The sequence below is a fragment of the Haloarcula marina genome, from assembly GCF_024218775.1.
GTDB classification, from domain to species: Archaea; Halobacteriota; Halobacteria; order Halobacteriales; family Haloarculaceae; genus Haloarcula; species Haloarcula marina.
Genome location: NZ_CP100404.1, coordinates 275395 through 294841 on the forward strand (window position 1 = coordinate 275395; position 19447 = coordinate 294841).

22 protein-coding genes are annotated in these 19447 nt (G+C 66.9%); 11 read left to right on the forward strand and 11 right to left on the reverse strand.

The genetic code is table 11. The features are described 5' to 3' along the window. Positions 1 to 113: 113 nt before the first annotated feature. The 3 genes from NJQ44_RS01415 (at position 114) to NJQ44_RS01425 (ending at position 3409) form a co-directional block, all read left to right on the forward strand. On the forward strand, positions 114 to 1676 hold the full coding sequence (locus tag NJQ44_RS01415; RefSeq protein WP_254272899.1) for an HVO_2922 family protein: 1563 nt from the start codon (positions 114 to 116) through the stop codon (positions 1674 to 1676). Between the two features lie 53 nt (positions 1677 to 1729). After that, on the forward strand, positions 1730 to 2206 hold the full coding sequence (locus tag NJQ44_RS01420; protein ID WP_254272900.1) for a pyridoxamine 5'-phosphate oxidase family protein: 477 nt from the start codon (positions 1730 to 1732) through the stop codon (positions 2204 to 2206). Positions 2207 to 2275: 69 nt separating this feature from the next. After that, positions 2276 to 3409, forward strand: coding sequence for a thiolase family protein (locus NJQ44_RS01425; protein ID WP_254272901.1), 1134 nt, complete (start codon positions 2276 to 2278; stop codon positions 3407 to 3409). A 341-nt stretch (positions 3410 to 3750) separates the two neighbouring features. On the opposite strand, the gene NJQ44_RS01430 is transcribed toward NJQ44_RS01425, so the two are convergent. Further along, positions 3751 to 4788: a helix-turn-helix domain-containing protein gene (locus NJQ44_RS01430; protein WP_254272902.1), complete on the reverse strand. Its 1038-nt coding sequence runs from the start codon at positions 4786 to 4788 to the stop codon at positions 3751 to 3753. A gap of 166 nt (positions 4789 to 4954) precedes the next feature. On the opposite strand from NJQ44_RS01430, the gene NJQ44_RS01435 reads away from it, so the two are divergent. After that, positions 4955 to 5410 carry a hypothetical protein gene (locus tag NJQ44_RS01435; RefSeq protein WP_254272903.1) on the forward strand — a complete coding sequence of 152 codons (456 nt, stop codon included), beginning with the start codon at positions 4955 to 4957 and terminating at the stop codon, positions 5408 to 5410. 88 nt (positions 5411 to 5498) lie between these two features. On the opposite strand, the gene NJQ44_RS01440 is transcribed toward NJQ44_RS01435, so the two are convergent. Beyond that, entirely contained in the window at positions 5499 to 6530 is a 1032-nt protein-coding gene (locus NJQ44_RS01440) for a TrmB family transcriptional regulator (RefSeq protein ID WP_254272904.1), read from the reverse strand. 201 nt (positions 6531 to 6731) lie between these two features. On the opposite strand from NJQ44_RS01440, the gene NJQ44_RS01445 reads away from it, so the two are divergent. Next, entirely contained in the window at positions 6732 to 7181 is a 450-nt protein-coding gene (locus NJQ44_RS01445; protein ID WP_254272905.1) for a PaaI family thioesterase, read from the forward strand. Here NJQ44_RS01445 and NJQ44_RS01450 read toward each other — a convergent pair. From NJQ44_RS01450 to NJQ44_RS01465, 4 genes are all read right to left on the reverse strand, one after another. After that, positions 7178 to 9124: a cation:proton antiporter domain-containing protein gene (locus tag NJQ44_RS01450; RefSeq protein ID WP_254272906.1), complete on the reverse strand. Its 1947-nt coding sequence runs from the start codon at positions 9122 to 9124 to the stop codon at positions 7178 to 7180. The two genes, NJQ44_RS01445 and NJQ44_RS01450, sit on opposite strands and share 4 nt — an antisense overlap. A gap of 85 nt (positions 9125 to 9209) precedes the next feature. Beyond that, the gene (locus tag NJQ44_RS01455) at positions 9210 to 10112 is read right to left on the reverse strand and encodes an MBL fold metallo-hydrolase (RefSeq protein ID WP_254272907.1); all 903 of its coding nucleotides are present in this window, start codon (positions 10110 to 10112) and stop codon (positions 9210 to 9212) included. 48 nt (positions 10113 to 10160) lie between these two features. Beyond that, positions 10161 to 10352, reverse strand: coding sequence for a hypothetical protein (locus NJQ44_RS01460; protein ID WP_254274369.1), 192 nt, complete (start codon positions 10350 to 10352; stop codon positions 10161 to 10163). Positions 10353 to 10549: 197 nt separating this feature from the next. Further along, the gene (locus tag NJQ44_RS01465; protein WP_256557192.1) at positions 10550 to 11158 is read right to left on the reverse strand and encodes a twin-arginine translocation signal domain-containing protein; all 609 of its coding nucleotides are present in this window, start codon (positions 11156 to 11158) and stop codon (positions 10550 to 10552) included. A 247-nt stretch (positions 11159 to 11405) separates the two neighbouring features. On the opposite strand from NJQ44_RS01465, the gene serS reads away from it, so the two are divergent. Continuing rightward, positions 11406 to 12788: a serine--tRNA ligase gene (gene serS / locus NJQ44_RS01470; RefSeq protein ID WP_254272909.1), complete on the forward strand. Its 1383-nt coding sequence runs from the start codon at positions 11406 to 11408 to the stop codon at positions 12786 to 12788. Here the strand turns inward: serS and NJQ44_RS01475 are convergent, their stop codons facing one another. The 3 genes from NJQ44_RS01475 to NJQ44_RS01485 all read right to left on the reverse strand — a co-directional run bounded on the left by NJQ44_RS01475 (position 12789) and on the right by NJQ44_RS01485 (position 15191). Next, positions 12789 to 13268, reverse strand: a complete 480-nt coding sequence (locus tag NJQ44_RS01475) for an NUDIX hydrolase (protein ID WP_254272910.1) — start codon at positions 13266 to 13268, stop codon at positions 12789 to 12791. A gap of 191 nt (positions 13269 to 13459) precedes the next feature. Further along, entirely contained in the window at positions 13460 to 13822 is a 363-nt protein-coding gene (locus tag NJQ44_RS01480) for a nuclear transport factor 2 family protein (RefSeq protein WP_254272911.1), read from the reverse strand. Then, positions 13815 to 15191, reverse strand: coding sequence for a redoxin domain-containing protein (locus NJQ44_RS01485; RefSeq protein WP_254272912.1), 1377 nt, complete (start codon positions 15189 to 15191; stop codon positions 13815 to 13817). Before NJQ44_RS01485 ends, NJQ44_RS01480 begins: the two co-directional genes overlap by 8 nt. Positions 15192 to 15280: 89 nt before the next feature. On the opposite strand from NJQ44_RS01485, the gene NJQ44_RS01490 reads away from it, so the two are divergent. Next, positions 15281 to 15796, forward strand: a complete 516-nt coding sequence (locus NJQ44_RS01490; RefSeq protein ID WP_254272913.1) for a DUF367 family protein — start codon at positions 15281 to 15283, stop codon at positions 15794 to 15796. 1 nt (position 15797) lies between these two features. Here NJQ44_RS01490 and NJQ44_RS01495 read toward each other — a convergent pair whose 3' ends face one another. Next, positions 15798 to 16871, reverse strand: coding sequence for an enolase-like domain-containing protein (locus NJQ44_RS01495; RefSeq protein ID WP_254272914.1), 1074 nt, complete (start codon positions 16869 to 16871; stop codon positions 15798 to 15800). 81 nt (positions 16872 to 16952) lie between these two features. On the opposite strand from NJQ44_RS01495, the gene NJQ44_RS01500 reads away from it, so the two are divergent. After that, positions 16953 to 17102 (forward strand): 50S ribosomal protein L40e, encoded by a 150-nt coding sequence (locus tag NJQ44_RS01500; RefSeq protein ID WP_254272915.1) that lies wholly within the window; start codon positions 16953 to 16955, stop codon positions 17100 to 17102. Positions 17103 to 17151: 49 nt separating this feature from the next. On the opposite strand, the gene NJQ44_RS01505 is transcribed toward NJQ44_RS01500, so the two are convergent. After that, entirely contained in the window at positions 17152 to 17763 is a 612-nt protein-coding gene (locus NJQ44_RS01505) for an MBL fold metallo-hydrolase (RefSeq protein ID WP_254272916.1), read from the reverse strand. Between the two features lie 83 nt (positions 17764 to 17846). Between NJQ44_RS01505 and NJQ44_RS01510 the strand changes: the two genes are divergently transcribed. From NJQ44_RS01510 to NJQ44_RS01520, 3 genes are all read left to right on the forward strand, one after another. Then, positions 17847 to 18566 (forward strand): ThuA domain-containing protein, encoded by a 720-nt coding sequence (locus tag NJQ44_RS01510; RefSeq protein ID WP_254272917.1) that lies wholly within the window; start codon positions 17847 to 17849, stop codon positions 18564 to 18566. A gap of 96 nt (positions 18567 to 18662) precedes the next feature. Next, complete coding sequence (locus NJQ44_RS01515) at positions 18663 to 18854, forward strand: DUF5786 family protein (RefSeq protein WP_254272918.1); 192 nt, start codon at positions 18663 to 18665, stop codon at positions 18852 to 18854. Then, entirely contained in the window at positions 18851 to 19426 is a 576-nt protein-coding gene (locus NJQ44_RS01520) for an endonuclease dU (RefSeq protein ID WP_254272919.1), read from the forward strand. The genes NJQ44_RS01515 and NJQ44_RS01520 overlap by 4 nt, the downstream gene beginning before the upstream one ends. Positions 19427 to 19447: the final 21 nt, after the last annotated feature.

Here is a 19447-nt window from a genome sequence, read left to right on the forward strand (position 1 = left end):
TCACGTTGCCACGCAAATGGGATAAGTGACTCGAAGCGGCGTGAGCGAAGCGCCGTGATACCTCTATTCACTCGGAGTGAAAGTTTATATCGTGGATATGTGTAATAATTCCCATGGCATCGGATGGTGTTCTGACACGGTGGTATCGCGGTCGCATCGGCGCGCCGACGACGGACGACGAAGTGTACGGCTATTGGCTGTTCGTTGCGGGACTGATTCTCGGGGTGGTGGGACTGGCGCTGTTCTACGCCGCAGCGCCTCGCTCCGGACTCCGTGAGGTCGGGTACGTCCTCGGCGCACTCGGCGTCGCGTCGCTGTTCGTCGGCCCGACGCTCCGCTTGCCGTTGGCCCGCCGGGCGCTGTTCGTCTCGTACGCCGGGGCGGTGGTCTGTCTCGTCGCCACCATCTGGTTCACGACCATCTACCCGGCGGGGTGGAACGGCCCCGAGGGGAACCCGGCAGTCACGTTGTACGCCGTCGGCCTCGCGCTGGCGGCCATCGGCGCGGTGTTCGCACCGCTGCTGACCGGTCGGCAGGAGGAGTACGACCGGGTTCACGAGGAGGCGGCGGTCGCCGCGGAAGCGACCGAACGCGCCAACGAGGAGACCGAACGGACCGCCGCCGAACGCGACTCGGTGACCGACGAACTGCTGGCGAGCGAGTCGGCCCGCGAAGCATTCTCGACGGCCCTCGACGCGACGGAAGCGGAGTTGTCCGTCGCACAGGCGACTATCGCCGCGGCGATGGACAGCAAGGCGACGTTCGAGATGTACGCCGACAAGGCGGGAAAGTACCGCTGGCGACTCCGCCACCGGAACGGCAACGTCATCGCCGACAGCGCGCAGGGGTACTCCAGCAGACAGAAGGCGATGCAGGGACTGCGGAGCGTCCAGACGAACGCGGCTGGCGGTGCCGTCGTGTTCTTCGAGGACGCGACGGAAGACGACACCGCCGAAGACGTGCCGGAAGTCCCGGCCCCCGAGAGTCAGGCGACGTTCGAACTGTTCGAGGACAAGGGCGGCGAGTTCCGCTGGCGACTTCGCCACGACAACGGGAATATTATCGCCGACAGCGGCGAGGGGTACGTCTCGAAGTCGAACGTCCGGCGCGCGCTCAAGAGCGTCCGGGCGTACGTCCCCGGTGCGGCCTACCTCAAAGTCGACCCCGTCGCGTTCGAGGTGTACGCCGACAGGGCCGGACAGTACCGCTGGCGACTCCTCCACAAGAACGGCGAGATTCTGGGCGACGGCGGCGAGGGCTATCCGACCCGAGCGGCGGCCCGCAAAGCGGCCGAACAGGTCCAGTTCGTCGCCCCCAACGCGGAGGTGGGCGAGGCGTTCGAGGTGTACGAGGACAACGCCGGTGAGTTCCGCTGGCGGTTGCTCGACGGCGACGACATCATCGCCGACAGCGGCGAGGGTTACACCGAACGCAACAAGGCGGTTCGCGCGGTCGAACGGGTCCAGTCCTACGCGGCCGAGGCCGACCTGCTGGCAATCGGCAGCGCGGCCTTCGAGATATACGAGGACCGCGGCGAGGAGTGGCGCTGGCGCCTCCGCCATCGCAACGGTGAGATTATCGCCGACAGCGGCGAGGGCTACCCCAAGCGGAGCGGCGCGGTTGCGGCCATCGAACGGGTCAAACGCCACGCGCCGGGCGCGGACCACGCCGAGTAGGCGCCGCCCGCCCGGTGAACGCTTATCTGCCGCCCCGTCGAAATCACACACGCATGACACTTGACGAACTGCGCGAGTTCGGGCTGACCCGGATGGACGACGGCGAGATGCGCGATTTCCTGCGGAATCAGCGCACAGGTGTCGTCGGCATTCCCACCGAGGGCGCGCCGTACCTGTTGCCGATGTCGTTCGGGTACGACGGCGACAAACGGCTGTACTTTACGTTCGTCGGCGGGCCGGAGAGTCGGAAACGCGAACTCGTCGAACAGACCGACACCGTCCGCTTTCTCACCTACGCCGCGCAGTCGATGTTCAACTGGGAGAGTCTGGTGTTGACGGGCCGGGTCCGGCGCGTCCCCGAAGCGGAGTGGGACGACATCGCCGACGTTCTCGGGACGGCGTGGCGGCCGGAGGTGTTCCAGGCGGCCGTCGACACCGGTGAGATAGCCGTCTACGAGTTCACCGTCCGCGACTGGACCGGTATCAAGCACGCGGGCCTGCCGCCGGGGTTCGACACCGAGGTGCAGTGACGGGACAACTCAGGCCCCGCGGCCCCGAGTTTGTGAGCTTTTAACACGACCCATCGCGTTGTGCCCTCCATGCCGACACCGGTTATCGTAGATGCGGTTCGGACGCCACAGGGGAAAGAAGACGGGGCGCTCGCGGGCGTCCGCAGCGAGGACCTCTCGGTTCCGCTCGTGAACCAACTGCTCGCCAGCACCGGCGTCGAGAGCGACGAGGTCGACGACCTGCTGTGGGGGTGTGCCCAACAGCGCGGCGAACAGGGCAACAACATGGCCCGCGTCATCTCGCTCCTCTCGGACCTCGGCGAGGGCGTTCCGGGGTCGACTATCAACCGCTGGTGTGCCTCCTCCGCGGAGGCGCTGATGCGGGCGGCCGACGCCGTCGCCGCGGGACAGCGCGACGTGCTCATCGCCGGGGGCGTCGAGTCGATGTCCCGCGTGTCGATGGGCGAGAACACCCACAACGTCCACCCGCGACTCGCCGAGCACTACAACATCGGCGAACTCAGCATGGGGATGACCGCCGAGAAGGTCGCCGCCGAGAAGGACGTGGCCCGACAGGAACAGGACGAGTACGCCCTGCGGAGCCATCAACGCGCGGCCGACGCGACGGACTCGGGCCGCTTCGACGACGAACTCGTCCCCATCGAGACGGACGAGGGCCGCGTCGAGGCGGACGAGGGCATCCGCCGCGACACCTCACTCGACACGCTCGCGGGCCTCCCGACGGTGTTCAAGGCCGACGGGACCGTGACGCCGGGCAACGCCTCGCAGGTCTCGGACGGCGCGGCGGGCCTCATGGTCACCTCCCGCGAGTTCGCCGAGGACCGCGGACTGGACGTGATGGCCGAAATCGGCGCGCACGAAGTCGCTGGCGTCGACCCGACCGTGATGGGTATCGGCCCGGTTCCCGCCGTCCGCCAGTTGGCCGAGCGGACCGGCCGCGACACCGACGCGTACGACCTCGTGGAACTGAACGAGGCGTTCGCCTCCCAGTGTCTGTACTGCCAGCGCGAACTCGGGTTCGACGACGACATATACAACGTCAACGGCGGCGCTATCGCCATCGGCCACCCCCTCGGGGCCTCCGGCGCTCGCCTGCCGGTGACGCTCGTCCACGAGATGCAGAAACGCGACGCCGACCTCGGCCTCGCGACGGAGTGCGTCGGGTTCGGGCAGGGCGCGGCAATCGAGTTCCACCGACCCTGAGGACGGACGCGAATCGCGGTGCGACTCGGGTATTCTTGGTCCAGATTTTTCGAGGAGTGGTCGCCATCGGTGACTCGACGAAAAAAGGGGGCAGCGACGCGACAATCGAGGCCCACTGACCGTCGGCCGCCTCGACAGCCTGTAACCTTTCGAGAACTATTTCTGAATTGTTTGAAAGCCAATACTTATGTACGGGACTACGAAAGCCGAGTCGTGGGGTCGTAGCTGCCATGCCTTCTGTCCATGCCACGACAGACCCGCTACGCCGCCCCACGTGGTGACGCCCCACCGCGTCACCGTTTCGACGAGTCGGGTCGACGCCGCCAGTCGCGCTATCGCTTTCAGTTCTCGCGCTCGCGGACCGTCAGTGCCTTCGCCGAGTAGTCCTCGACGAACGCGCCGGGACCGCCGACGGTCACTTCCTCGCCGTCGACGGCCAGCGTCAGCGTGTTCTGGACGGGGAAGTCGTAGCTGACCGGTTCGAGGAGGCCCTGTTTGACCTCGACGACGGGGCCGGTGATCGACTCGGCGTCTTGGCCGGGGTAGAGGTGTGCGGTCACTTCGAGGTCCCTGTCGGCGTACTTGCTCACGACGAAGACGGCGTGCCTGAACGAGAGTCGCTCGGCGGGCAGGACGGGCGGTTCGACGCTCGCGATTTCCTCGCCAGCGGCCCAGAAGTTGAACCACTGCGAAGCGATAGCGCCGCCGGTCTTCGGGCTCTGTTCGAGGACTAACCCGTAGTCGTTCTCGCGGTGTTCGCCGCGCAACAGCGAGGAGTCGCTGGTCACCGCGGCCACGTTGTCGACGACGACGAGGCTCTCGACGGGGTAGTTCCACGTCCGCACGACGCTCGCGGCGTCGCTCGCGTGCTCGATGGCCTCGATGTCGTCGCCGCCCAGCAACAGCGCGATGAACACGCCGCGTTCGCGGGCCCGCGTGAGCGGTTCGGTCAGACGTTCCGCGACGGGAGCGGGAACCATCATGAATATCTCTTCTTCGGCCCCCTCGATGAGCGCCTCCAGTCGCTGGTACAGCGTCTGCCGCGCCCTGACGAGTTCGATGGCCGGATAGTCACGCTCCGTGTCGGTGTAGCGCTCGGCGAGGTCCGATTCGATGTCGTTCAGTTCTTCCGTCATCGCTTCGATGGCCGCCTCCGGGTCGATGGCCCGCACCTGCGTCGGGGTCCGGTGGTCGTCGACGACGAGGAGGCCGCGCTCGGCCAGACTCTCCACGAGGTCGTAGACGTACCCGGTGGAGATATCGGTGGCCGCGCCCACGTCGGCGACCGTCGCCGTCCCGGATTCCAGTACCGCGAGATAAGTTTGGGCCTCCGTCTCCGAGAGACCAAACTTCGTCAAGCGTTCTGCCGTCGAATCCATATTGCTTTGTCGAGGGCACCGACCCTCTTTACTGCACCGCTCGTCCGGAAACCGCGTGACACGGCCGCCTTCTTGCGGTGCCGGTCCGACGGTACATCTCTGGCCGATTTTCTGAACAAAATTTATGAAAACCTTTTTCGTAACAGATTTTAACCGTACGTGTGGTATGGGGAACCAATCCGAGGCGAGCGGTGAGCGAAGCGAGGAACCACACGACATCGGCGTCGTCAGGGTGGCGCGGTACGCCGAGACCGACCCGTGGGGGAGCGGGGGTGTCGCGCTGAAAGACGGCTGTTGTCCGGACGAGTCGACACTGGTCGCGGTGTGGGCGTCGCCAGCGGACGGCGTCGCGGTCGGCCGCGGGAGGGACCCTTCGCGGCTTCCCGACCCGACGGCGAGCGTCGATGTCGACGACCCGGTGACCGTGGAACTGGCGCGGTACGGTCGGCGCTGTCTCGCCCGCTACAGCACGAACGGGACGGACTGGCACCGTCTCGGGCCGCCCCTGTCGGTCCCGGCGTCGTTTCGGCCGACGGTCCTTCCCTTTACCACGGGCGCAACCGGTACCGTCCACATCGACCCCCTCACGCTCCGACAGCGGGCGCGACCGGGAGACGAGTAGCGGGTCGAAAGCCTACGGTGGTGGCAACTCCGACGCCGTCGAGGACGCCGCCGACGACCTGCGCGTTTGCTGGAGCGGCGACTGGTAGCTACGCGCCCCGCAACTCGACCCGGGCCGCGCTGTACTCCTCGATGAACGCACCGGGGCCGCCGACCGTCACCTCGCCGTCGTCGGTCGACAGCACCATCGTGTTCTGCAGCGGGAACTGGGCCGTTATCGGGTCGATGACCGCCTGTTCGATGTCGACGACCCGCCCCGTAATCGTCTCGCCCGAGCGCAGTGTCACGGTCGCTTCGAGGGCGCGGTCCGCCCGCCGGTGGCGCGTCGCGTGGAACACCGCGGCCGTGAAACTGTCGTACGCCGACGGAAGTGGGTCCGCGTCGCCCACGAACGCCTCGCGCGAACTCGTCCAGAGGTTCGCCAGCAAGGCCCCGACCGCACCGGCCAGTTTCGGGCTATTGGCCACCCGGAGCGCGAACTCCCCGCGGTCGTACTGCCCGTACAGCACGCCCGGGTCGCCGAGCATCGCGGTCCCGCGGTCGTTCAGCAGACCGAACGGCACGTCGTACTCCCAGACGCGGGCCGCGTCGACTCGACCGGCGACGGGGTCGGCCGCCGCGGGTCGGGCCGCCCCGCCGATCAGGAGTCGCACGAACACGCCGCGGTCCGCCGCGGCGGCGAGTTCGTCCCCGATTCGCTCGACTGCGGGGGCCGGGACCGACAGCGAGATGTTGCCCGCCGCGTTCCCGATGGCGGCCCGGAGTCGCCGCTCGGCCGGGCTTCGAGACTTGACGACTTCGACTTCGGGGTGGTCGGGGTCGCTGTGCGTGTAGTGGTCCCGGAGCGAGGTCTCCAGTCGGTCGAGGTCGGCCTCGAACTCCGCGACCGTCTCGGTCGGTCGTTCGGCCCGCACCTGCGTCGGCGTCATGTGGTCGTCCACGGTGAGGACGCCGCGCGCCGCCAGGTCGTCGATGACGTCGTAGGCGTACCCCTTCGAGAGGCCCGCGCTGCCGGCCACCTCTCCGACGGTCGCCTGCCCCAATTGTAACGCGGCCCGATAGGTCTCCGCCTCCGCCTCGGAGAATCCGAACCGCTGTAGTTGCGTTACGAGCGTATCCATGCCTACGGCTCACAGGGTCGTGGGGCGTCAAAGAGGTACCTGTCTTATGATTGTTGGAATACTTTACACACAGAAAAGTTTACATTAACCGCTGGCCGAATTACGATGGCTGTCAGAGGCACGCGGATTTCGTACCGACCACGGACGGCCCGTTGTTTCCCGTTTTCGTATCCTTATACGACCGGCGCTCCACCGGGCCGTATGAGTCTCCAAGCGCTGTTCAACGCCATCCCGTTCGTGGAGGACCTCGGGATGGACATAACCGAGGTGGGCGACGGCCACGCGGTGGGACGCCTCCCACTCAGGCCTGAACACTCCTCGAACCCGCACGGACGCATCGCCCACGGCGGGGTCACGTACTCACTGGTCGACACCGTCGGCGGCGCGGCCGTCGTCTCCCTGTCGGGCAGTATCTCTCCGACGGTGGACATGCGTATCGACTACCTCGCGCCCGCGACCGACGACCTGCGGGCCGAAGCGAACGTCGTCAGAGACGGCGGGAGCGTCGCTGTCGTCGACGTGGAGGTGTACGACGCCGAGGACCACCACGTCGCCAGCGCCCGCGGCACGTACAAGACAGACGGCGAGACGGGCGACTCGCCGTGGATGGACGGCGTCGACGCCGAAACGGCAGAACGGCTCTCCGACTAGTCGCCCGCGACGAGTTTCATCCCGTCACGCACGGACTCGCGACGGCCGAGTAAGGTCACCATATCGCCCGGTTGCAGGACGTACTCGGCGGTCGGGACCTCCGCTTCGGTGCGGTCCCCACCGCTCACGAGGGCGATGAGACACGCCTCGGGCAACATCGGCCCGACTTCCCGCACGGACTTCCCGACGAGGTCCTCGTTGCGGACCTCGACTTCCTGTACGTCCCCGGTCCGGCCCACGTCGGTCATCCAGTGGGCGATGGCCGGGCGTTCTATCTGGTTGTCGATGGCCCACGCCGTCGCCATCGCCGAGGAGATGGTCCGGACGCCCAAGTCCTCGAAGGCCTCGACGTTGTCCGGGTTGTTCGCCCGGGCGATGATGCGCTCGACGCCGAACTTCGAACTCGCCAGTTGCGAGACCAGCAGGTTCGCGTCGTCGTCGCCGGTGGCGGCCACGACGGTTTTGGCGTTTTCCGCGCCCGCAGAGCGCAACACGTCCGTATCGGTTCCGTCGCCGATTTCGACGGTGTAGCCGTCGTTGCGCCCTCGTTCGACTATCGCTTCGTCCTCTTCGATGATGACGACGTTCTCGCCCCGGTCTTCGAGGCGCTTGGCGAGCGCTCGGCCCACCTGTCCGCCGCCGACGATGATGACTCGCATTGGTATCACATCCAGTTTTTCCGCGATGTACCGCGCCAGCCCCCCTTCTAAGAGCGCCGTCGCGAAGATGACCAGAAAGACCGTTCCGAGCAGAATCTCGGCCTGACTGGCCAGCAAATCCGCCTGCGCCAGCAGTTCCGTCGCTTCCTGTCCGCTCGCCCCCTCCGCTTCCACTCGAAGTTCCTCGGCGACGGTGTTCAGTTCGACGGCAAACAGCGTCGCGACCGACGCGGGGATGATACCCCGCGGGCCGACGAAACTGACGAACCACTTCTCCGCGCGGGTGAAACGGTCGCCGACCGTCGACACGAACACCAGTATCGGTCGGATGACCAGCGCCACGGCGAGGACGACGATGAGTCCGGCCAGTCCCACGTCGATGAGCGCGTCGAGGCTCAGTTGGGCCGCCAGCGCGATGAACACGAACGAGAGGACCAACAGCGTGATGTCGCCTTTGAACTCCTCGATGTCCTCCTCGTAGGGGTGGTCGATGTTCCCCAGCGCGATGCCCGCGGTGGCGACGGCGGCGACGCCCGCCTCCGTCGCGATGGTGTTCGCCCCGGCGTAGGCGACGAGGGCCCCCGCGAGCACCAGCAAGCGGGAGTTCCGCGGGGCGTCGCCCGGCGAGAGGTCGATGTACTGCAGCAGGTAGTACAGCACGCCAGCGACGACGAGACCGACCAGTAGCCCGGTCCCGAGTCGGAGCGAGAACGCCTGTAACAACCCGGCGCTCGTCGCGCCGGGGTTGACCGTCTCGAAGACGACGACGGCGATGATGGCCGCCGTCACGTCGTTGACGATACCTTCCGTCTCCAAGGCCGTCGCCACGCGGTCCCGAACCGGAACCACGTTGAGGATGGGCGTGATGACCGTCGGCCCCGTCGCGACCAGCAAGGCCCCGATGAGGAACGCGAGGTTCCACGAGACGGCCTCGCTATTGAACGCGAACTTCACGGCGACGGCCGTCCCGATCAGCGCGATGGCCGCCCCCAGCGTCACCAGTCGGAACGTCGCCGTCGGGGCCTCCCGAATCCGCTCGAAGCGGAGGTGATAGGCCCCCTCGAAGACGATGATGGCGACGGCGAGGCCGACGATGGCCGACAACGCGCCGCCGAACGTCTCGCTGCCGATGATGCCCAGCCCCGGTTGCCCGATGACGACTCCCACGAGTAGGTAGAAGATGATGCTCGGCACTCGAAGGCGGGCGGCGAGTACCTGCGCGATGACGCCCAATCCGATGATACCCGCGACCAGCGGAATCAGGAGTCCCGAACTACCAGCCACTGGTGTCCTCCATCTACGCCGGACAACGGCATCACCCTGTATAAACGCACCCACTCCCGGCGCGCGTTGCTCCTACCGCTGTCGGCTACTCCGCGCGGTCAAGCGCGACGAGGACCCCGCGGACGTTCATCGCTACCTCCGCGTTCGCCTTCCGGTCGCTCCACACCGCGGGCGTCTCCACCGTCTCGACGAAGTACTCGGTGACGGCGTCGTCGTCGCCCAGTTCCGCCCGCTTTGCGGCCACGTCGGCTACCCACGCGTCGAGTTTCGCGGCGTACTCGTCGAGTCTGTCGTCGGTCGGAGCCGAGCCGAAGTGCCCGTACAGGAGCGTCTCGGGGTCCAACTCACGAATCGTCTCGATGTCTTCGAGGGCCTGTTCGCGGTCGAAGTTCACCGGCGGACTGGTGACGTGGACCTCGTCGGTCGAGGGGGTGTAGATGCCCGCCGCATCGGCCGTGAACACGCCGTCGATAGCGGGGTCGTAGAAGACGACCTGATGGGGCGCGTGGCCCGGCGTGTGGACTACCTCGAGGGCGTGGTCGCCGAGGTCGATTTCGTCGCCGTCGGACATCCCGACGATGCGTTCCTCGGGCACGGGTTTCGGTTCGGTGTAGAACGCGATTTGGTCGCCGACGGCCCCCTTCGTCCCCTCCCAGATCCGCTCGGGGTTGACGAGGTGGCGCGTCCCGATTTCGTGGACGTACACCGTCGCGTTCGGGCACGCCTCTGCGAGGCGGCCCGCGCCGCCCGCGTGGTCCAGATGGATGTGGGTCAGCGCGATGACCTCCAGTTCCTCGGGCGCGATGCCCACCTCGTCCATCGCGTCCAGTATCCGCTCGTACTCCGTCCCGATGCCCGAATCGACCAGTGCCGGACGCTCGGCGTCGACGACGTACACCGACCCGTACTCCGGCACGTCGTACATGCCGGTGTCGACGTAGTAGATATCGGGACAGTCCTCGGCCGCGTACACGTCACCGATTGCCATACGCTCACTCGGGGGTGGTGGACGCAAAACGATTGTGTCCGATGGCGGCTACCGTCGGGCGACGACCATCGTCTCGGGGCCGGGGAGTTCGCGGGCCTCGCCGCCCTCGAACCCGGCGTCGTGGTAGACGACGCCCTCGAACGGGTGCGTGTCGGGGTCCTCGAGTTCGTTCTGCGTCTCGCCGGTCTGTAGCGCCGCTTCGAGGTCGTCCCAGAACGGGTAGAGCCGGTCGTTGGCCATCTGCAGGAAGCCGCCGAGATACGACGGCGTTCCGGGGACGAGGTACGCGTCTGCCGCCGCCGTGTTTCGGTACCGCCCGCCCTCGCGTCCGAGGAGGTCGAGCGCGACGAGTGCGTCGAGGAAATCCCGTCCCCCTCGCCGATGGATGTCGAGTTCCCTGCGCGTCTTGGGACCGTCGGCGAGGGGGCACGGTCGCCCTACTCTTCGACTACCTTGACGGCACCGCGCATCCCCATCAGGTTGTAGTCGTACGTGGGATGGTCTCGGACCGGGTTGCCGTGTGGGTGGCAGTAGTAGAGATGCGTTCCTGCCTCTGTGAACGTGTGCTCCCACGCGCCCGTTCGCTGGAACGGACTGTGGAAGACGTGGTCGCCGTTCTCGTCGCGTTCGAGGGACACCACGTCGTGCGGCCACGGTTGCGTCGAGTCGAGAACCGGGAAGAAGTTCCCGCTCCAGAGGAACTTGACCGTCGTCTCCGGGGAGACCTTTACCACGCGCGGGGCAAAGCCGAACGGGCCGTCGTCGGGTCGTTCGAGGTTCGGTGGAAACTCCTCGGGCGGGATGTCGAGCGACGTCGTCGAACCGACGACGACCTCCGTTTTGGAGAGGCCGGTTCGGTCGACGATACCGCCGTCCCAGATTGGGTTCGCCTTCAGGTGTGCCGCTTCGTTCAGAAACGACCCGAGACCGTTCCCGCCCCCGTACTGCTTCTGAGCGCTGGCAGTGCCAGTGAAGACCGCACCGGCCGCGATACCGGCACCGATCATTTTCAATACGTCCCGCCTGTTTGTGTCGTCTCTGTTCATAGCTGATTGACCCGTCGCTGGTGAGCCAGTTCGGTATCAGAGCCGCTTCACGGCGGTTCTGCGAGCGTACTCGACGGTTAGCGACAGTATCCTGATACGCAAGCCATCGATATTGTAATTATGTGTATACTTTGGAAACGACTGTATACCCAGTTGCCGCGAACGATGAACGGACGTGAACGGTCGTGCGCTCTTCCAGTCGCCGGGGACCGACACGACTAATTTCCGCCGTCGAGAACCGTCGGACATGTTATCGAGACAGTTCGTCCGGGAGAATCCCGAGACGGTCCGGGACGCCATCGAGCGGAAGGGCGTCACGGGCGTCGACCTCGACGAGGTGCTAGCCATCGACGAGGAGTGGCGCGAACTGAAGGCGAAAGGCGACGGCCTGCGACAGGAGCGCAACGAAGTCTCGAAGACCATCGGTGCGCTCAAACAGGAGGGCAAAGACGAGGAGGCCCAGGAGGCCATCGAGCGCTCCCAAGAACTGAAAGACGAGTTGCAGGACATCGAGGACCGCGCCGACGAACTGGAGTCCCAGTTGGAGGCGGCGCTGTTGGAACTGCCGAACGTCCCGCACGAGTCAGTGCCGACGGGCGAGGGCGAGGCGGACAACGTCGAGGCCTACCGCGAGGGGTTCGAGGACCTGCGGGAGTTGCCCGACGAAGTCGTCCCGCACTACGACCTCGGCGAGGAACTGGACATTCTGGACTTCGAGCGCGGCGCGAAGGTCACCGGCGGCGGCTACCAGTTCGTGAAGGGGGAGGGCGCGCGACTGGAACACGCGCTCATCCAGTTCATGCTGGCCGTCCACCGCGAGCAGGGCTACTCGGACATCCTCCCGCCGATTCCCGTCAACTCGGCGTCGATGGAGGGCACGGGCCAGTTGCCGAAGTTCGACGACGACGCCTACCGCGTCGGCGCGCGGCAGGACGACGAGTACGACGAGGACGACCTGTGGCTTCTGCCGACGGCGGAGGTGCCGGTCACCAACATGTACCGCGACGAGATTCTGCTGGACGACGACCTCCCGGTGAAACATCAGGCGTTCTCGCCGAACTTCCGCCGCGAGGCCGGTGAGCACGGGACCGAAACGCGGGGGTACGTCCGCGTCCACCAGTTCCACAAGGTCGAACTCGTCAACTTCGTCCGCCCCGAGGACAGTTACGACCGCCTCGACGCCCTGTTAGACGAGGCCGCCGAGGTACTGGAGCGCCTCGAACTGCCCTACCGCGTGCTGGACATGTGTACCGGCGACATGGGCTTTACGCAGGCCAAGAAGTACGACATCGAAGTGTGGGCACCGGGCGACGATATGGCGGAAGGCCCCGACATCGGCGGCCGCTGGCTGGAAGTGTCGTCGGTCTCGAACTTCGAGGACTTTCAGGCGCGGCGGGCGGGCCTGCGCTTCCGGCCCGAACGCCACGAGTCGGCGGAGTACCTCCACACGCTCAACGGGTCCGGCCTCGCCGTCCCGCGCGTGATGGTCGCCATCTTGGAGTACTACCAGAACGACGACGGCACGGTCACCGTCCCCGAGGCCCTGCGGCCGTACATGGGTGGACAAGCGGTCATCGAGGGCACCGAACCCGTCGGCGAGAGCGCCCTCGGCGCTGGCGAGAAAGAGTAACTAGTCGTCCGCCAGCACCGACGCCGCCGGGAGGTCGGTCGCGTGCTGGCACACCTGTCGCACCTGCGGGAGCGTCGCCGACGGGAGCGCCGAGGGGGTAGCCCAGCGCGCGTCGTAGATTCCCTCGTCGTGGACGGGACTCGGGTCGGTCAGGAGCGTGCAGTCGTAGACGGTGTACGCCGAGACGGTGTTGTCGAGGCTGTCGTGGGCGTACCAGAACTGCGTCACTGGTCGGCCGATGCGGCCCCGACAGCGCAGTTCCTCGTCGAGTTCTCGGTGAAGCCCTTCTTCCGGTGACTCGCCGGGGTCGACGCCGCCGCCGGGGAGCGTCCAGAACGGTGTCCCGTCGGCGTGGCGCTCCTTCACGAGGAGGACGTTCGACGCCGAGGTGACGAGCGCTTTCGCGCCGCGGCGGATCTGCGTGGCTCCCGGTCGGGTGCCGGGGACGTGGTCGGCCGAGTCGGACGAGGGCTTAGACATGAATTGGGTTCACCACCGGGTCCCGGATAATTACACGCCCCATAACTGGAGCGCCGCCAGGCCCGCTGTCGATTCGTGTGCGGGTGCGACCCGCGCGAAGACTCACTGCTATGTGATACCCTCTCGCGACCCGAATTGAATGTTTCCCCGCGATTATCACTCGTTAGTCGCCACGTACTCCCCTCGTTTCGTCAGCGGGTGTAGGTATCGAGACGGCAGATGCGTCCGTCCTCGAACCGAAACACGTCGACGAATCCGACGAGACGGTTGCCGTCGGTATCGAGCAACCGCCCGCGGACCACGACTTCGGTCCCGCCGTCGCCGACCCGTCGGTAGACTGCGTCTACCGGGTGACTCGTGTCGGTCTGCGGTCGCTCCTCGCGCATGAAGCGGACGAACCGCGAGCGCCCGTCCAACTGGCGGTCCGGTCGGTCGTGAACGAACTCCGGGGCCAGCAACCGCTCCAGCAAGTCGTAGTCGCCCTCGTCGAGCGCACGGTAGTACGCCCGCGCCCGGTCGGCCGGTGCGTCAGGGTCGGGACCGTCCTCACGCATCGTCGTCACTCGTCGGGTCGGTCAGTTCGAGTTCGCCGTCGACGGGCGTCTCGTCGGTCGCATCCCCGTTCGGGTCGTCGCTCGATGTCTCTGCCGCCCGGTCCGCCGCGGCGTCGTCTGCGGTGCCGTCGTCCCCTGCCGCGCCGTCCGCTGTTCGCTCGCTCACTCCCGCGCTGTCTGCCGCCTCGTCGTCCTCGTAGTTCGTCTCGGGATTGTTGGCGGCCACCTCGGCCTGTATCTCGGCTATCTCGGTGTCGTCGATGTCGGCCTCACCGTCGGTCGCGTCCCCGTCCGGGTCGTCGCTCGATGTCTCGTCCGTCTCGTCCGTCTCGGCCGTCGTGGCGTCGGCGCGGTGGGCCGCTTCGGCGCTCGTCGGGTCCGCGCCGTCGGCCGCGTCCACCTCGTGGTCGATGTCCACGTCGAGCGCGGCGCTCTCTCGCTCCGTCTTTTCCGGGAGAATCGACGACGACGGCTCGTCGGTTTTCTCCAAGTCGGCCATCGCGGGCGGCCACTCGTCGGGCGGCGGGGGTTCCTCGTAGTTCCGGGCGTTCTCCAGCGGTCTCTCGGCGTCCTCGCGGAGTTCCTGCCCGTACCCGCCGCTGCCGCTGGAGTAGGCGCTCGCGGACTGTGCGAGCCAATCGGCGGCCTGCCACAGCGCGTTGGCCTTCGTCCGGGACCCGTCGTAGACGGGGACCAGCGACTCGTCGTCGACGAAGCGGACCGCGGTGTCGAAGCGGGCTTCGGCCTCCGCGAACTCCTCGCGGGCGCGCTGGAAATCGTTCTGCGCGAGCATCCACTCGGAGTCGCCGAAACTGCCCATCGCCGAGGTGAACGCCCGCCGTCCCTCGGTGTAGTGGGCGTGGCCGACGCGGTAGCGGGCGAAGGCGGTGTCGTCGCCGCCGGTGTCGGCGATGGCGTCTTTTATCTCCTCGACGCGGGGGAGTTCTGTCATGTCGTCGGTGCTCCACGCGTACTGGACGACCCCGTCGTGGTCGACGACGGCGACGGCCCGTTCGAGCAGTCGCTGACCGATGTCGTCGACGAACGCGAGGTCGTACCGCCGGGCTACCTCCCCGGCGGTGTCGGCCAACAGCGGGACGCTCAGGTCGTATCGCTCGGCGAACGCCCGGTGGCTGTACACCGAATCGGGGCTGATGCCGAGGATGGTCACGTCCTTCTGCATCGTAAAGAGGTCCAGTTCGTCCAAATCGCAGGACGTCTCGTCGCAGGCGGGGTTGAAGTCGGCCGGGTAAAAGGCGAGGATGACCACGTCCTCGCCGAGGTACTCGTCGAGTGCGAGGGGCCGTCGCTCACCGTCGACTAACGCCGGTAACTCGAACCCCGGTGCCGCCGCCCCCTCGGAAATCACACTTGCATCTCGCGCTAGCGATACTTAATGGTGGTTGACATAGGCGCGCCGAACGAGCGGTTTTTCACCGTCGCCAGCGAATCTCGCCCGTGGAACTGCACGTTCGCTACGAGGGCGACGACGACCCGAAGAAGTGTAGCGCCCGGAAACTCGCCCGCTTCGACCTCGCCGAGTTACACCGGGCGACCCGGTCGACGCCGCCGGGTATCGTCCTCAACCCCTTCGCCGAGAAAGCCCTGTCGCCCGCCGACCGGCCGACCGCCGCCGACGGCGCGCGCCACGACCGACTGGTGGCGCTGGACTGCTCGTGGGAGACGGCCGAACGCGAGGCGTTCGACCTGCAGGGAATTCACCGCTCGCTCCCCTTTCTGGTCGCGGGAAATCCCGTCAACTACGGGACGCCGTTCCAGTTGAACACCGTCGAGGCGTTCGCGGGGGCGCTGTGCATCCTCGGCGACCGGGAACAGGCCGAGGAGATTCTCTCGAAGTTCTCGTGGGGCCACACCTTCCTCGAACTGAACGAAGAACCCCTACGGCGGTACGCCGAGTGTGCCGATTCGAGCGAGGTGGTCGCGGTGCAGGACGACTATCTGGTCGAGGAGTGACTCACTCACCGTCAGCCCCGAACCCGACGCCGATGCCCCGCGCGTCCGCAGGCGGCGAGAGCGGACTGGCGGGCACGTCCGGCGACGGGTCCGGGTCGTTGTAGCCGCCGGGTGCGACATCGTTCGGCGAGTCGGCGTAGCACAGCGACGCCAGTGCCTGAATGTGGTCGCGGCCCACGTCGAGTTCGAACTGACCGCCGCCGTACAGGCCGATGCCGCGCTCCTCGCAGTACGCGATGGTGTCGAGGACCGACTGCACCGTGCCACACCGGGAGGGTTTCATGTTGAGCCACGACGGTTCGAACGGCAGGTCCTCGATGCTCTGGACGCCCGTGATGGGCACGTCCCACGTCACCCGTTCCTCGTGGCCGTCGAAGACGGGTCGGGTCTCGTCGGTGAGGTTCGGGTCCTCGACGAACGCCTCGGGGACCCCCTCGACGACCCGGCGGTAGAAGTCGGGGTCGACGGTCACCTCGACGCCCTCGGTGTCGTACAGGCCTTTCAGGTCGAGGACCCGAACGTCGTACTCGCACACGTCGGCGATGAACGCCTCGTCCCAGTCGGCCGTCGGGTCGAGTTTGAACGCCAGGTCGGCGTGGACCGAGAGGAGGGCGTCGAGGCGGTCGGTCGACGGCGGGTCGTCGCCCTCGGGGTCCGAGAGGCGCGTCGAGACGACGAACGAGACGGGGTCGTACTCGCGGCCGAGGGCGGCCCCGAGGCTGGTGTCGGCCTGCTTCAGTGCCAGGTCCAGCGCGGCGCTCTCGAAGGCCCACCGCCGGTAGTGGCGAAAGCGCTCTTCGTCAGGCGGTTCGGGCCACAGGTCCGCGTCGTCCAGCGCCGCCGAGAAGGAGTCGAGGGTGTACTCGCCAGCGAGGTCGATGTCGTCCCCGTGGTTGACCAGCACGTAGTGGTCCTCGTTCGTGTAGGTCACGTCCTCGCCCCGTCCCACCTCGTCGCCGCCCGACAGCGAGACGACGGTGGTCGCCCGGTCGAACCCGCTTGAGGTCGGTCGCTCGCGCAACTCGAACGCGCAGTCCTCGACGTGCAACGGCAGGTCGGCGACGCGGTCGTACATACCCCAAGAACGCCCGCCAGTCCCAAAACCGCCCCGGTCGGAAACTCAAAGCTTAAACCGCGCCACCGGCAATCGACGGGCATGGCTAGTTTCGAGGAAGCGTCAGACCGAATCCTGAACAAGCAGATTTGCATGCGCTGTAACGCCCGGAACCCCCAGCGCGCCGAGCAGTGCCGGAAGTGCGGCTACGGCAACCTCCGCCCGAAGGCCAAAGAGAAGCGCAGCGCATAATCGTCTGTTCTCCCGTCTATTCGACGGTTCTCTCGGGTCGGTAGCGGCGCTACTCGTCGGGGTACTTCGGTTCGCGCCGCTCGGCCCGTTCGAGCGCTCGCTCGACGACGTCGCGCACGTCGCCGTGGAAGACGCTCCCGTGGCCCGAGTACATGTGTTCGACGCCGTCGCCCATCCGTTCCAGTAGCCGCTGCACGCTCTCGATGAGTCGGTCGCGGGACTGGCCGGGGTAGTCCGTGCGGCCGAACGACCCGTCGTCGAACGCGCCGTCGTCGTGGACCACCACGTCGCCAGAAAAGAGCGACTTCTCGGAGACCAGCGAGACGTGGTCCTCGGCGTGGCCGGGCGTGTAGACGACCTCACAGGTCTCGTCGCCGACCAACAGGTCGTCGCCGTCGTCGATAGCGTGGTCCCGGCGCGAATGCTCGCCGTAGGCGTACAGCGGCGCGTCGAACGCGTCGAGGACGGCGTCCAGTTGCTCGACGTGGTCGCCGTGCTGGTGGGTGAGGACGACGGCGTCTAGCGAGTCGGTGTGCTCCCGAATCACGTCGACGACGCCGTCCATCGCGCCCGCGTCGACCAGCGTGGTTCGCTCGCCGAGTGCGAGGTAGGCGTTGCAGGTGAACGTCGCTGCGTCGGCGGTGACGTTGTGGACCTCCATACCGGGAGGTGTGGCGCGACTCGCTTGAGTGTTTGTGGCGGCGACGACGAGTGTTTAACTCTGCTGAGGGAGACGGTTGGCGTATGGCTTCAGTCACGGTCTGGAACGAGTACGTTCACGAACGCGAAGACGACGCGGTGGCCGAGGTGTACCCCGATGGCATCCACGCCACAATCGCCGACGCCCTCGCCGAACGGGGTCACGAGACGCGCACGGCCACGCTCGGCGAACCCGAACACGGCCTCACGGAGGAAGTCCTCGCCGACACCGAGGTGCTGACGTGGTGGGGCCACGCCGCCCACGACGAGGTGGACGACGCCGTGGTCGAACGGGTCGCCGACCACGTCCAACAGGGGATGGGCCTCCTGGTCCTCCACTCGGCGCACGCCTCGAAACCGTTCAAACGACTGCTGGGGACGCCCTGTGACCTGACGTGGCGCGAGGCGGGCGAGCGCGAGCGGTGTTGGGTCGTCGACCCCGGTCACCCCATCACTGACGGCCTCGGCGACTCCATCGTCATCGAGGAGGCCGAGATGTACGGCGAACCGTTCGGCGTCCCGGAACCGGACCGACTCGTGTTCACGTCGTGGTTCGAGGGCGGCGAGGTGTTCCGGAGCGGGTGCTGTTATCGTCGGGGCCGCGGTCGCATCTTCTACTTCCGGCCGGGCCACGAGACGTATCCCATCTACCACCGCGCGGACGTGCAGCGAGTCCTCGACAACGCCGTCCGGTGGGCGACGCCGACGCCGGGGGCCGACGCCCACGCGGGCAACCGGAACGTCGACCCGCGGGAAAAACTGTAGCACACGCACACGCGCTTACGCGCGTGCGAACCGCCGTCTCGGGATTCGGACCGCCGAGTCATTTTTCAGTGTGAACATCATAGTCCTACACGTACTATGGGGTTCGGGAGCTACGACGAGTCGGAACAAGACAATCAGGAGTACGACACCGACTTCGAAGACGAGGATGGACTCGACGCGGAGGACAACGCCCACGAGGGTGACGTCGAGTACGAGTTCACCGCATCGAACGACGAACTACTAGACCGGTTGCAAGACATCAAAGGGAGCGACGACGCGAACACGTGAAAGCCGGGGTGCGGGCGCTCGGCGTCGCCGAGTCCTACCGGGACAGGACCAGTCATCTCGCCGGGACAGTCGTCCGCGCGAGTCGCGTCGTCGACGGGTTCGTCTTCGACACCTGTACGGTCGGCGGGAGCGACGCCACCGCCGCCGTCTGTGCGATGGTCGACCGTTTGGCCCGCGAGGACGTGCGCTATCTCTTGCTCGCGGGTATCGCTCCCGCGTGGTTCAACGTCCTCGACCTTCACGAGATTCACCGCCACACCGGCCTGCCGACACTCTCGGTCACGTTCGAGGACTCGCCGGGGCTGGAGTCGGCCATCCGCGAGGCGTTCGAGGACCCCGAGACGGTCGCCGACCGTCTGGACACCTACCGCCGTCAGCCACAGCGCCACCCAGTCACGGTCACCGACGAGACGGTGTACGTCCGCGCGGTCGGCCTCGACGACGCGGCGGCCGCCGACGTGGTGCGCGCGTTCACGCCCGAAGGAGGTCGCCCGGAACCGCTCCGGGTCGCCCGACTGGCGGCCCGCGGACTGGTCGACGCCGACACTACGGGCGAGTCCGCGCGAGAGTGAGCGCCGACCGGCGGCCTTGAT

Bases quoted from the DNA above. Each gene is read 5' to 3' on its own strand.
- NJQ44_RS01505 (WP_254272916.1), bottom strand. From the start codon at position 17,763: ATGGAGGTCCACAACGTCACCGCCGACGCAGCGACGTTCACCTGCAAC.
- NJQ44_RS01500 (WP_254272915.1), top strand. From the start codon at position 16,953: ATGGCTAGTTTCGAGGAAGCGTCAGACCGAATCCTGAACAAGCAGATT.
- NJQ44_RS01480 (WP_254272911.1), bottom strand. From the start codon at position 13,822: ATGCGTGAGGACGGTCCCGACCCTGACGCACCGGCCGACCGGGCGCGG.
- NJQ44_RS01445 (WP_254272905.1), top strand. From the start codon at position 6,732: ATGAGTCTCCAAGCGCTGTTCAACGCCATCCCGTTCGTGGAGGACCTC.
- NJQ44_RS01435 (WP_254272903.1), top strand. From the start codon at position 4,955: ATGGGGAACCAATCCGAGGCGAGCGGTGAGCGAAGCGAGGAACCACAC.
- NJQ44_RS01440 (WP_254272904.1), bottom strand. From the start codon at position 6,530: ATGGATACGCTCGTAACGCAACTACAGCGGTTCGGATTCTCCGAGGCG.
- NJQ44_RS01455 (WP_254272907.1), bottom strand. From the start codon at position 10,112: ATGGCAATCGGTGACGTGTACGCGGCCGAGGACTGTCCCGATATCTAC.
- NJQ44_RS01510 (WP_254272917.1), top strand. From the start codon at position 17,847: ATGGCTTCAGTCACGGTCTGGAACGAGTACGTTCACGAACGCGAAGAC.
- NJQ44_RS01425 (WP_254272901.1), top strand. From the start codon at position 2,276: ATGCCGACACCGGTTATCGTAGATGCGGTTCGGACGCCACAGGGGAAA.
- NJQ44_RS01495 (WP_254272914.1), bottom strand. From the start codon at position 16,871: ATGTACGACCGCGTCGCCGACCTGCCGTTGCACGTCGAGGACTGCGCG.
- NJQ44_RS01415 (WP_254272899.1), top strand. From the start codon at position 114: ATGGCATCGGATGGTGTTCTGACACGGTGGTATCGCGGTCGCATCGGC.
- NJQ44_RS01465 (WP_256557192.1), bottom strand. From the start codon at position 11,158: ATGAACAGAGACGACACAAACAGGCGGGACGTATTGAAAATGATCGGT.
- NJQ44_RS01430 (WP_254272902.1), bottom strand. From the start codon at position 4,788: ATGGATTCGACGGCAGAACGCTTGACGAAGTTTGGTCTCTCGGAGACG.
- NJQ44_RS01515 (WP_254272918.1), top strand. From the start codon at position 18,663: ATGGGGTTCGGGAGCTACGACGAGTCGGAACAAGACAATCAGGAGTAC.
- serS (WP_254272909.1), top strand. From the start codon at position 11,406: ATGTTATCGAGACAGTTCGTCCGGGAGAATCCCGAGACGGTCCGGGAC.
- NJQ44_RS01420 (WP_254272900.1), top strand. From the start codon at position 1,730: ATGACACTTGACGAACTGCGCGAGTTCGGGCTGACCCGGATGGACGAC.
- NJQ44_RS01460 (WP_254274369.1), bottom strand. From the start codon at position 10,352: ATGGCCAACGACCGGCTCTACCCGTTCTGGGACGACCTCGAAGCGGCG.
- NJQ44_RS01475 (WP_254272910.1), bottom strand. From the start codon at position 13,268: ATGTCTAAGCCCTCGTCCGACTCGGCCGACCACGTCCCCGGCACCCGA.